Genomic DNA, 12,018 nt, shown 5'->3' on the forward strand with positions numbered 1-12,018 from the left:
TTGCGCTATACATTCCGCGTTTAGCCTCTTTGGCTTCCTCGGCGGCTTTTAAAAGAAGTTCGCTATCGTCGGTTGTCGGCACGGCAAATCCCGCCGCCACTAGGTCCAATCGCAGATTGCTTTTAGGATCGCTTGCGTCGCAGACATAGGCGTCATTGCCGCGATCGATTAAATTTACGTAGTAGCGCTTGCCGGGTTTTATCACAGACTCGAGAGCTTTTTTATATTCTTTGTCGAATTTCTTCAGCTCCTTAGCATCCGTTATGCACCTAGAAGCACCCGCGGCGATTATATTTAAATTTTTTAAGTCGCAGGGGAAGAAACGATCTTTTTGAGCCTTTCTGAAGGTAAAAACTAAGCTTCTGCCGTCATTGCCAAGACCTGCAAACGCAGCGATGCCGTATCTGTCTTTTTGCTCCGCAAAGCTCTGCGTGCAGAGCAAAATCGCAAGTGTCAAAAATATCTTTTTCATAGGATTCCTCTTAGGCGGCGCAAATTCTATGAGAGGAATTTGCGCCTAAATTTTGCGGATTATTTTAAATTATACTTTTCCAAAAGCTTTTCGTAGCTGCCGTCCTTTTTCATCTCCTCAAGCGCTGCGTTAAACTTAGCTAGCAGCTCGGGATACTTGCCCTTATCAAATGCGATCGAAAAGCCCTCACTGCCATCGGATTCTTTAAAAAATGCGGTTAGATCGTCGTTTTTCTTAAGATATTCGTAGCCTACGGATGAATCCACGCAAAGCGCATCGATCTTTTTGTTTTTCAGCGACATGACGGCTACAAAAACATTTTCCGTAGCGCTAACCTCGGCGCCTTTGATATCTCTGATCGCAAGCTCTTGGATGGTGCCTAGCTGCGCGGCAAGGCGCTTGCCCTGTAGATCCGCCTTGGAATTTAACGAGTTATCGTCCTTGCGCTTGATGTATAAATTCTCGACTTTATAGTAAGGAGCCGTGAAATCGATAGCCTTTTTACGAGCCGGTGTCGCGCTCATTCCCGAGGCAATCATATCGATCTTACCGCTTTTAATCGCAGGGATTAGCCCGTCAAAGCTCATATTTAAAATTTCGTATTTCACGCCCGCGCGCTTGGCAAGCTCGGCTACCAGATCCATATCAAAGCCGGTGACTTTGGAGTTTTCATCCACGAACTCAAACGGCGGATACTCGGCATTCGTGCCTACGATGAGCGTATCTTTGGTGATGTCTTTAGCAACTAGCGAACCGCAAAGCAAAGCGCCTGCAACTAGAAATCTCATAAATTTTTTCATTTCCCTCTCCTTTAGTGGTTTAAAATTTTATTTAAAAATTCTTTCAATCTCGGATTTTGCGGATTTTCAAATACGTTTTTAGGCGTATCGTCCACAGCGATCTTGCCGCCCTCCATAAAAAAAATCCTATTTGCGACATTGCGTGCAAAGCCCATCTCGTGCGTTACCACAAGCATCGTAATGCCCTCTTTAGCGACCTCTTTCATTATACCTAACACCTCGCCGATCATCTCGGGATCTAGTGCCGAGGTAGGCTCGTCGAATAAAATCACGTCCGGATTTACCGCCAAACTTCTAGCGATTGCGATGCGTTGCTTTTGCCCACCACTAAGCTTGTGCGGATAAGTATAGGCCTTATCACTAAGACCGACCTTTTGCAGCAGCTCCTCTGCTTTTGCGTAGGCTTGTTCTTTGGTATAAATGCCCGCTTTTATGGGCGCTAGAGTTAAATTTTCCAGCACGTTTTTATTTGCAAAGAGGTTGAAATGCTGAAACACCATACTAACTTTGCGGCGAATTTTATTAATATCGGTGTGCTTATCGGTAATATCTTCGCCGTCTATTTTAATAGTGCCGCCGCTTGGAATTTCAAGCAGATTTAAGCAGCGCAAAAAGGTTGATTTACCGCCGCCGCTAGGACCGATGATAGCTACGATATCGCCTTTATTTATGGTCTTTGAAATTCCTTTTAATACCGATAAATTGCCGTAGGATTTGGTTAAATTTGATATTTCAATCATTGCGGTTTAACCTACTTTCTAGCATTTTTACTAAAAACGAGAAAAATTTCACGCTTGCATAGTAAAGCACTGCGGCAAAAAGTATCGGCTGGACGGTATAAAGCGCAGCCTGCATGCTTTTTGAAAAAAACGTAAGATCAGTAATTGCTACGAGGCCCACGACCGAGGTCTCTTTAAATAGGCTAATAAACTCATTCGCAAGCGCAGGCAGGATGTTTTTTATCGCCTGCGGAAAGACGATCTCTTTCATTGCCGTGCCGTAGCCTAGCCCCATCGCACGCGCTGCTTCCATCTGGCCGCGATCGACGCTATTTATGCCGCCGCGCACGATCTCCGCGACGTAGGCTGAGCTATTAAGCCCCAGCGCAAAGATCGCAGCTGCGATATTATTGCTCCACGTAGCAAAGATAATAAACACAAACACCATCAGCTGGATAACGATCGGAGTTCCGCGGATGATATCCACGTATTCGTCGATAATGAAGCTTAAAAATTTATTGTTTAGAAATTTTAAAAATGCCAGCATAAATCCTAATGCGATACCGATCACGATGCCGCCGGAGGTCAAAATAAGAGTGATGCCGTAGCTTTTGGCGTATGAAATTTTTTGCGCTTCGCTCAGTTCGGGATAGGTGAAATAAAGCCCCACGGCGATTACAGTCAAAACAAATACGACCTTTAAAATTTTCTCGTTCAACCAAGGCGCCTTTTTCTTAAAATTTAAACGGCAAGAATACTAAAATTTCGTTAAAATCTGGCTAAATTCCGAAAGTAAAATTTTATTTGAAATAGAGTAAAATTAGCTTTTTTAAAAGGAGGCAACGATGAGCTTTTGGACCTATTGCGCAATCGCGATATATTTCGGCGCGCTTATTTTTATAGGTAGGTATTATTATGACAAGAATGCGAGCTTGAGCGAGTATCTGCTCGACAATCGCCGCCTAGGGCCATTCGTAACGGCGCTTAGCGCGGGCGCTAGCGATATGAGCGGCTGGATGCTTTTGGGGGTGCCGGGCGCGATGTTTGCGACGGGGATTTGCAATATCTGGATAGCTCTAGGACTTTGCGTGGGCGCGTGGTGCAACTATAAATTTCTTGCCAAAAGGCTTAGAATTTACACCGAGGTAGCAAGCGACAGCGTCACGATCCCGGATTTTTTAGAAAACCGCTTCAAAGACCATACCAAGACGCTTCGCATCATCTCGGGGCTTTTGATTATCATATTTTTTACGCTCTATGTTAGCAGCGGCATCATCGCCGGCGGCAAGACCTTTGAGAGCTTTTTCGGGCTAAATTTCACCTACGGCGCGGTCGCTACAATCTTAATCGTCGTGTTTTATACCTTTTTCGGCGGATTTAAGGCTGTTGCGATCACCGACGCATTTCAGGGCGCACTGATGTTTGCGGTGCTTATTTTAATCCCTCTGTTTTCTTATCGCGCGCTGCAGATCCCTGCGGATAGCTCCTTTTTGGCGCAGGTGCGGCTCTACGGCGCGAGCCATCTCGATCTATTTTACAATCAAAGCTTCTTGGGCGTTTTAGGCCTGCTTGCTTGGGGGCTCGGATACTTCGGTCAGCCGCATATCATCGTGCGCTTTATGGCGATTAGAAGCTCGCGTGAGCTTGATAGCGCGCGCCGCATCGGAATTTCGTGGATGGTGCTAGGTCTTGCGGGCGCGATGCTTAGCGGCCTGATCGGCTTTGTGTATTTCTCGCAAAAAGGCCTTAGCATAGACGATCCCGAAAAAATTTTCCTAGAGCTCGGTAAAATTTTCTTTCATCCGTTCATCCTAGGCGTGATAATCTCTGCTGTGCTGGCGGCGATTATGAGCACTATCTCAAGCCAGCTTTTGGTAAGCGCGAGCGCGGTTACGAAGGATTTTATCTTCGCGTTTTATAAAAAAGAGGTGAGCGAGCGTACGCAGACGCTAAGCAGCCGTATCGCCGTCGTGATCATCGCCGCAGTCGCCGCGATCTTGGCGTTTGGCTCAAACGACACGGTGCTAAACGTCGTGGGTAACGCTTGGGCGGGATTTGGCGCGAGCTTCGGCGCGGTGCTGCTTTTTAGCCTGTATTCTAAAAAGATGAGCGCGCTCTCGGCTTTGGTGGGTATACTCGTAGGCGGTATCACCGTTATTTGCTGGATTTTATCGGGGCTTTCGGCGGTCGTTTACGAGCTGCTGCCCGGTTTTTGCTTTTCGGCGCTTGCGATACTGCTCGTAAATCGCTACAACTCCGTGCTCGATAAGATGGCGGATGAGCCTAATGCCGCGCAAATTTCGCAGGAATTTGAAAAGATGAAGGAGCAAAATTTAAGGGGTAAAGATGGCTAACGTAAAGTGCCCGCACTGCGGCTCTTTGATCGATATAGACAATGTTATGGAGCATGAAATACGTGCTCGTTTAGAGATGGATTATAAGCGCAAAAAAGAAGAATTCGAGAAGCAAAAGTTAGTCGATCGGCAAGCATTTGAAACCGAGTTAAACGAAAAGCGCTTAGCATATATTAAGGCGGACAATGCCTTGAAAGCACGCGAAAATGCCGTTAATGAGAAAATACAAGCGGGTATAAATTTGGGTATTAGCGCAGAGCGCGAAAAATTAATTAAAGAGAGCAAAGAGTGGGCTGCGATAGAAAATCAAGCGACGATAAAAGCTTTAAACGAAGAACTTGATAAAAAATCTAAACAGGTAAGTGAGTTAAATTTAATTAAGGCAGAGTTAGATAAGGAAAAGCGTGCGAAATTAGAGCTTGAGACTGAGTATAAAGCAAAAACAGAGCTTGAAATTTCAAATAGAATAAAAGAAATTTTAGAAGAAAATCAGCTTAAGATTCGCAATAAAGATGAGCAGATCAAGATGATTATAGAACAATCTTCTCAAAAATTATTGGAAGAGAAACAGCAGATCGAGAGCGAAACCGCGGCGAAATTTGAAATTTTACAAAAGGAGCTGCAAGAAAAATCGCAAAGAATTTCGGAGCTAAATTTAATCGAGGCGGAAATGGAGGCGCAAAAGCGTAAATTTAGCGAGCTTGAGGCCGAGAATAAAGCCAAATCCGAGATCGAGCTAACCAACCGCGTAAACCAAGAGCGCGAGCGGCTTTCGAAACAAATTTCGCAGGAAAACGAGCTGAAATTCCGCCAAAAAGATGAGCAGATCCAAAGCCTAATCGGCCAAATAAACGAGCTCAAGCGCCGCTCAGAGGTGGGCTCGCAGCAGCTTCAGGGCGAGGTGCAGGAGCTCGCGCTGCAGGAGTATCTGCGGCTAAACTTTCCTTTGGACGAGATAGACGAGGTAAAAAAGGGCGCGCGCGGCGCAGACTGCGTGCAGATGGTGCATACGAGGGAGTTTGCGGGCTGCGGTAAAATTTTATACGAGAGCAAGCGCACGAAAAGCTTCGAGCCTAAATGGATCGACAAACTCAAAGACGATATGATAGGCGAGGGCGCGCAGATCGGCGTTATCGTCACCGAGCAGATGCCGCCTCACAGCCCTAGGCTGCACCAAGCGCCGAGCGATGCTAGCATCTGGATCTGCTCGTTTGAGGAATTTAAGGGGCTTTGCTCCGTTTTGCGCGAACATGTCGTGGCGCTTGCGTTTGCCAAAAGATCGGGTCAAAATCAAGATAGCAAAACGGCGATGCTCTACGACTATCTGACCTCGCCCGAGTTTGCAAACCAGATAAAGACGATCGTATCGGCATTCGTCGGCATGCAAGAGAGCCTAAATAAGGAGCGCAACGCGATGGAGCGCATCTGGAAACAGCGCGAAAAACAGATCGCCCGCGCGCGCGACGGAGCGATCGCGATGCACGCAAGTATCAGAAGCATCGCAGGAAGCGGCGTAGCGCAGCTGGAGGACGTCGATGAAATTTTAAGCCTCGAAGCGATTGCGGCGGAGAGCGAAGCGAGCGCGCTTCAAGACCAAGACGGCGACGAGACGCCATAGCGGCATGCGGACAGATCGCGGCTATGGCGAGAGTACGAGGTGATTTCGCGGCGTGGCGAGCTTGCGTCGTGAGGCTGAAATTTTGTAAAGTAACGCGATATTTGTCCACGGGCAAGCGGTGCTAAAATTTCAAGAAATAATTGTTGTATGCTTTTGGGTTTGCGAGGTTGGAATTTTACTTGCGAATTTTATCTCGGCAGAAATATGCCGCACTGTGTAGAGTGGAAATTTCACATGTAAAATTTTAAATTCATAATTTAAGGAAGCGCTTCATGTTGCGAAAATTTGATTTGGAATTTCTATCTTGTATCCCAATTAGGAAGATTTTACACTAAAAGCTATAGCAAAATTTTAAGAATTCGCTTCGCCGTACCGTAAAAATTTTAAAATTTTGATCTGCAAATTTTATAAAATTTATGAAATTTTTTAAATTTCGGCGTCGAAATTTTAGAATTTCTAATATTTCTAAAACAAATTTAAATTTTTTAAACACTCTTGCCGCAGTTATTTGCATACTAAAATTTTATCGATGAAAAGCGTTTGTTGCCAATCGTTAAACCCCATCCCTTATCATTCCGTAGTTGTTTTGCGCATGGAAAATTTTGCGCGTACAAGACTCGTTTTGTGCGGCATAGCGTGCGGGTCGCATCAAATACGCCGCAAAAAAGCAATGGTGGGCTGTGCAACGTCTGTAGCAGGCGGCTTGCTTGATTTACATAATTTATAGAGAGGTAAAATATGCGTATTCTAGGCAACATTATTTGGTTTTTTCTAGGCGGTTGGATCTTGGCTATCTTAACTTATTTATCAGGTTCGATCTTTAACCGTTTTAGTCGGATCGTTCCCGCGGGATTGGGTCTTATGGAATACGGCAAATTTCTATTTTTACCCTTTACTAGCGATATGGTGCGCAAAAATAAAAGCTCGCTTGCCGTCGCCGCAGAGTCGCTGCAAAACTACGAATATGACGTAACTTCCCAAAAAGTATCCGTAGCGACGATAATAGCTACAGTTTGTATCGTAGCGATTGCCTTGCCTGCAGTAGCGATTGCGGAACCGGGGCTGACTACTAGAGATGATGCGGAGATCTCTAAGTTGGCGACAAATTTAATTACCGTTAAATACGATCTGGACGCCTACTATATCTCTCAAGGCAAATTCGCATCCGATTTTTCGGTTATGACGAATGTTCCGCTAGAGCCCAACGGAGCGAATTCCGCATATCTTAAAAGCACAAAGGGAGATAAATGCTTCCTAATCAGCGTGGACGGCGAAAAGAAAACTATCTCTATCGAAAAAGGTCCCGATGCCGAAAATAATATCTGCCGGGGAGCGTATGAATTACCGGGAGTCCCTAAAATGCTATCGGAGCCTATTCAAGTAAAAAGCTATTAATTTACGCGATTTGCGAGCGGATTAGATTTATCGCGGCGGATTTAAGAGCTGGAATTTATATAAATTTTGTCTTAAATTTACGCCGCCTTGTGCGCACGAAAGTGATCTGATCGGGAATCAGATAAAGTTGCGCGCTCTGGCGTGAAATTTAGCCACAATTTGAGCGGGCCTAAGTTTCATAAAATTACGCGGTTAGAATTTTAACGCCGTTTTAAGATTATTTTTGTAAAATCACATTTCTTTTTTACCGCTGGCGGGCTCATAGCTCAGTTGGTTAGAGCATCCGGCTCATAACCGGATGGTCCTAGGTTCAAGTCCTAGTGAGCCCACCACCACAAAATTTTTTGCTTTTCACTACATCAAAATCCGCAAAATTCTATAAATTTCATACGTCGTTTTTCCTTTGAAATTCCGCTTCATAACTTCAAAAGACAAAGTCTGCCGCATAATTCCCGCTTTAAAATGCGGCAAGCTCGCGATTGAATTTTCAAATTTAACTTTCATTTGGCGACCGATTAAATTTTATTTTATGGCAAGTTGCAGTAGAATTCCGTTAAAATTCTTAGTGCAGGGAGATGTCCATGTCAGAAAATCAAACGAAAAAAGGCGGAATTTTAGCCTTTTATTTTAACTCAAGCTTGCTTTGGCGCATCATTATCGCTTTAGTGTTGGGCTCTGCGATTGGTATGTTACTACCTAAAAATATGCCGGTGGGTGATACCACGTGGGTGGCGATTTTAACACCTTTGGGAGATCTTTTCGTGCGGCTTTTAAAGATGATCATGGTGCCGATCATCATCTGTTCGCTGATCGTGGGCACTAGCAGTATCTCGCCCGCGCACCTGGGCAAAGTAGGCGTTAAGGCGATCATATTTTACGCTATAACTACGCTTTTTGCGATCGTCATCGGCCTAGCGTGTGCGTTTGTATTTTCTCCAGGTAGCGGACTTGATCTAAGCGATGCGTCCAAGGCTGTCGAAAAGGCAGCAAACGCGCCTAGTATGAGTAAAATTTTGCTTAATATAATTCCTACAAATCCTTTTGATTCCATAGCCAAGGGCGAAATTTTGCCGATCATCGCGTTTTGCTTATTTCTTGGCGTAGGGCTTGCGTTTTGCCGCGACAGTAGTGATGCTCGTATTAAAAATTCCGCTGATACGGTTTATAATTTTTTCGATGGAATGAGCGAAATTATGTTTAAGGTCGTGCACTGGGTGATGCAATACGCACCAATCGGCGTTTTTGCGCTAATGTTTGTAGTGTTTAATAAAAGCGGTATCGAGGCTTTCAGCTCGCTATTAAATGTCACGATTACCCTATACGTGGGACTTGCGATTCAAGTATTTGCGGTTTATTGCGTTATTTGTATGCTTATCGGAGTTAGCCCGATTAAATTCCTTAAAAAAGTGCGTCCGCCGATGCTTACGGCTTTTGTTACCCGCAGCTCCAACGGCACGCTTCCGATTACGATGCAAACCGCCGAAGATATGGGAATTCCAAAGGCGATCTACGGCTTTGTTTTGCCCGTGGGTGCTACGGTGAATATGAACGGCACGACCGTGTATTTGGGCGTGTGCACGCTCTTTATCGCTAATGCTTGCGGTATCGATCTAAACAGCAGCCACTACCTCACGATCATCATCACTTCGATGCTTGCGGCGATCGGAACTGCCGGAGTTCCGGGAGCTGGTGCGCTGATGCTGCTTTTAGTGCTCGAATCTATCGGCGTCAAGGTAAGTGGTAACGTAGCGATCGCTTACGGAATGATTTTGGGCATTGATGCGATTTTGGATATGGGGCGAACCTCGATGAACGTAACGGGCGATGTTGTCGCGTCGATCTACGTCGCAAAGAGCGAAAACGAAATGGATATGAGTAAGTGGGAGAATTAACCCAATTAAAATTTAGAAAGGACGAGCTATGAAAAGAGTTGGAATTATCGGCGGAATGGGACCTTTGGCGAGTGCGGATCTGTATATGAAGATCATAGAAGAGACTGCTGCGGGCAGCGATCAAGAAAATATTCCGCTTGTAATCGATAGCTATCCGCAGATCGAAGATCGCACGGCGTTTATCTTAGGTAAAGGCGAAAATCCGCTTCCGCGCCTAAGCGAGAGCGCTGTTAGGCTCAAAAATGCAGGCTGCAAGGCGTTTGCGATGGCGTGCAACACGGCGCATTTTTTCGCAGACGATGTAGAAGCTGCGGCGGAAATCCCGCTAATTCATATCGCCGAGGTCACCGTAAAAGCGATCCGCAAAAATTATCCAAACGCCCATAAAATCGCTGTGCTAGCCACTATTGGTACAAAAAAAGCTAAAATTTACGACGATCCGCTCAAAGAAGCGGGGCTAATCAGCGTGGAGCTTGGCGAAGAAAATCAAGCGGTTTTGATGGATTGCATCTACAAAGGCGTTAAGGCGGGCAAGACTGCTGAATACGTGGGGGCTTTTGAGAATTTGCTAGGCAAAATCGATGCTGATATTTATGTCGTTGCCTGCACTGAGCTGCCGCTATTTTTGCCGTTAATCAAAAGCGATAAAATTTTCGTTGATCCTACTAGAGAGCTTGCTAAAGCGATCGTGAAATTCTCAAGATCGTAGAGCCGCAAGGCTTTGCAAGCTCGAATTTTAAACCGCAAAATTTTACGACGATCTAAGTCGTAGAATTTTGCGGAATTTTATGATAGTGGAATTTCATCACAGCATTTTAAGCTTAAAATTTTATCAAAATTTAATCCGCAAGATCCAGAATGTAAAACCTCCGAAATAAAATTCCCTAACAAAATTTGCTCGTAAAATTTCGTGCTGAAATTTAAGCTAAAATTCCACTAAATTTGACCGTTTCTAAAGCCCGAATTTAATATAATCGCTCCAACAGAAAAAAGGATTAAAATGAGCGACTACACCCACCTGCACCTTCATACCGAGTATTCGCTGCTAGACGGCGCGAATAAAGTAAGCGAGCTCGCCGAGCTTTTACAGAGCCGCGGCACCAAGGCGTGCGCGATCACCGACCACGGCAATATGTTCGGCGCGATAGACTTTTATCAGACGATGAAAAAGCACGGCATCAAGCCGATCATCGGCATCGAGACCTATCTGCACAACCACGACGATATCGGCGATAAAAGCGACCGCCAGCGCTACCACTTGATACTCCTTGCCAAAAACGAGACTGGCTACAAAAATTTGATGTATCTTAGCTCGCGCGCGTTTTTGGACGGCTTCTACTACTACCCGAGGATCAACAAAAAAATTTTAAAAGAGCACAGCGAAGGTCTCATCTGCTCCTCGGCGTGCCTAGCAGGCGAGGTGGAATTTCATCTAAATAGAAGCGAGCGAAATTTAAAGCGCGGCGCGGGCGGCTACGAAGCGGCGAAAAAAGCGGCGCTTGAGTATAAGGAAATTTTCGGCGAGGATTTTTATCTCGAGATCATGCGCCATGGCATCGGCGAGCAGTTAAACGTCGATAAAGACCTCATCCGCCTCTCGCGCGAAATCGGCGTCAAGATCATCGCTACCAACGACGCTCACTACTCGCGCAAGGACCGTGCCAAGGCCCACGACGTCTATCAGTGCATCTCGATGGGCAAGACGATCAACGATGGCGACCGCCTAAAACACGTCGTTTCGGAATTTTACGTAAAAAGCGACGAGGAGATGAGGCGGCTTTTCGCGGACATCCCTGAAGTGATCGAAAATACCGCCGAGATCGTGCAAAAGTGCAATCTCAAATTTGCCTTCGACGAGAAGGACTACGCGCCGACGCCGCCGAATTTTAAATTTACGATCGAATACGCCGCTAGGCTCGGGCTTTCGCTGCCGCAGCCCTCGGAGCGCTATAGTTTTTCAAACGACGATTTTTTATTCGATCATCTCTGCCGCGAGGGGCTTAAAGAGCGCCTTAAATTTATCGACCCACAGAAACACGAAATTTATCGCGAGCGCCTGGAAAAGGAGCTTGCCATCATCAAAAACATGCATTTTTCGGGCTATATGGTCATCGTGCAGGATTTCATCAACTGGGCGAAGGATCACGACATCCCGGTTGGCCCAGGTCGCGGCTCTGCGGCGGGCAGCATCTGTGCGTATGCGCTTCGCATTACTGATCTCGATCCGATCCCGTATAATCTGCTTTTCGAGCGATTTTTAAATCCGTCGCGTATCTCTATGCCCGATATCGACGTGGACTTTTGCCAGGCGCGCAGAGGCGAGGTGATCGACTACGTCATCGATCAGTACGGCAAATTTAACGTCGCGCAGGTTGCGACCTTCGGTAAGCTGCTCGCGCGCGGCGTCATCCGCGACGTGGCTCGCGTCTGCGATATGCCGCTTTCACAGGCCGATAAGATGGCAAAGCTGATTCCCGATAAACTCGGCATTACGCTTAAGCAGGCTTACGACGCCGAGCCGAAGCTGAAGGAATTTATCGACGCAGATCCGATCGCGCAGCAGGTTTGGGAGTTTGCGCTGGGCCTTGAAGGGCTAAATCGAAACGCAGGAATGCATGCCGCGGGAGTGGTGATCTCAAACGAGCCGCTGTGGAATAAAGCGCCGCTATTTAAGCAGGATAAGGGTGAGGATGCGCGCCTAGTAACGCAATATACCAAAAACTATCTCGAGGACGTCGATCTGATAAAATTTGACTTCCTGGGTCTAA

General features: G+C 46.1%; 9 protein-coding genes, 1 tRNA gene and 1 pseudogene. 7 read left to right on the top strand and 4 right to left on the bottom strand.

Going from position 1 to position 12,018, the window contains the following annotated elements:
- The 4 genes and pseudogenes from Q0614_RS08320 to Q0614_RS08335 form a co-directional block, all read right to left on the bottom strand.
- Positions 1–472, bottom strand: a pseudogene (locus tag Q0614_RS08320) (hypothetical protein); the annotation flags it as partial.
- Positions 473–531: 59 nt separating this feature from the next.
- A complete protein-coding gene (locus tag Q0614_RS08325) occupies positions 532–1,272 on the bottom strand; it encodes a basic amino acid ABC transporter substrate-binding protein (RefSeq protein ID WP_298787964.1) in 741 nt (246 codons plus the stop codon).
- A gap of 11 nt (positions 1,273–1,283) precedes the next feature.
- A complete protein-coding gene (locus Q0614_RS08330; RefSeq protein WP_297916355.1) occupies positions 1,284–2,012 on the bottom strand; it encodes an amino acid ABC transporter ATP-binding protein in 729 nt (242 codons plus the stop codon).
- Positions 2,005–2,667 carry an amino acid ABC transporter permease gene (locus Q0614_RS08335; RefSeq protein ID WP_297995910.1) on the bottom strand — a complete coding sequence of 221 codons (663 nt, stop codon included), beginning with the start codon at positions 2,665–2,667 and terminating at the stop codon, positions 2,005–2,007. The genes Q0614_RS08330 and Q0614_RS08335 overlap by 8 nt, the downstream gene beginning before the upstream one ends.
- Positions 2,668–2,836: 169 nt before the next feature.
- Between Q0614_RS08335 and putP the strand changes: the two genes are divergently transcribed.
- The 7 genes from putP to dnaE all read left to right on the top strand — a co-directional run.
- The gene (gene putP / locus Q0614_RS08340) at positions 2,837–4,345 is read left to right on the top strand and encodes a sodium/proline symporter PutP (protein ID WP_298787965.1); all 1,509 of its coding nucleotides are present in this window, start codon (positions 2,837–2,839) and stop codon (positions 4,343–4,345) included.
- Complete coding sequence (locus tag Q0614_RS08345; protein WP_298787967.1) at positions 4,338–5,963, top strand: DUF2130 domain-containing protein; 1,626 nt, start codon at positions 4,338–4,340, stop codon at positions 5,961–5,963. Before putP ends, Q0614_RS08345 begins: the two co-directional genes overlap by 8 nt.
- A 738-nt stretch (positions 5,964–6,701) precedes the next feature.
- Positions 6,702–7,358 (top strand): YccF domain-containing protein, encoded by a 657-nt coding sequence (locus Q0614_RS08350; protein ID WP_298787968.1) that lies wholly within the window; start codon positions 6,702–6,704, stop codon positions 7,356–7,358.
- Between the two features lie 255 nt (positions 7,359–7,613).
- Positions 7,614–7,690: transfer RNA gene (locus tag Q0614_RS08355), tRNA-Ile, on the top strand.
- A gap of 249 nt (positions 7,691–7,939) precedes the next feature.
- Positions 7,940–9,250, top strand: coding sequence for a dicarboxylate/amino acid:cation symporter (locus Q0614_RS08360; RefSeq protein ID WP_297901296.1), 1,311 nt, complete (start codon positions 7,940–7,942; stop codon positions 9,248–9,250).
- A 28-nt stretch (positions 9,251–9,278) separates the two neighbouring features.
- Positions 9,279–9,959, top strand: a complete 681-nt coding sequence (locus Q0614_RS08365; protein ID WP_298787969.1) for an amino acid racemase — start codon at positions 9,279–9,281, stop codon at positions 9,957–9,959.
- 291 nt (positions 9,960–10,250) lie between these two features.
- Positions 10,251–12,018, top strand: a 1,768-nt coding sequence (dnaE, locus tag Q0614_RS08370; protein WP_298787971.1) for a DNA polymerase III subunit alpha, incomplete at its 3' end; no start/stop codon positions are given.

The sequence above is a fragment of the uncultured Campylobacter sp. genome (assembly GCF_937997595.1).
In the GTDB taxonomy this organism is placed as follows: domain Bacteria; phylum Campylobacterota; class Campylobacteria; order Campylobacterales; family Campylobacteraceae; genus Campylobacter_B.

What these genes read in the sequence shown, in the direction of transcription:
- Q0614_RS08325 (WP_298787964.1), bottom strand. Translation starts at nt 1,272, where the DNA reads ATGAAAAAATTTATGAGATTTCTAGTTGCAGGCGCTTTGCTTTGCGGT.
- Q0614_RS08330 (WP_297916355.1), bottom strand. Translation starts at nt 2,012, where the DNA reads ATGATTGAAATATCAAATTTAACCAAATCCTACGGCAATTTATCGGTA.
- putP (WP_298787965.1), top strand. Translation starts at nt 2,837, where the DNA reads ATGAGCTTTTGGACCTATTGCGCAATCGCGATATATTTCGGCGCGCTT.
- Q0614_RS08345 (WP_298787967.1), top strand. Translation starts at nt 4,338, where the DNA reads ATGGCTAACGTAAAGTGCCCGCACTGCGGCTCTTTGATCGATATAGAC.
- Q0614_RS08350 (WP_298787968.1), top strand. Translation starts at nt 6,702, where the DNA reads ATGCGTATTCTAGGCAACATTATTTGGTTTTTTCTAGGCGGTTGGATC.
- Q0614_RS08360 (WP_297901296.1), top strand. Translation starts at nt 7,940, where the DNA reads ATGTCAGAAAATCAAACGAAAAAAGGCGGAATTTTAGCCTTTTATTTT.
- Q0614_RS08365 (WP_298787969.1), top strand. Translation starts at nt 9,279, where the DNA reads ATGAAAAGAGTTGGAATTATCGGCGGAATGGGACCTTTGGCGAGTGCG.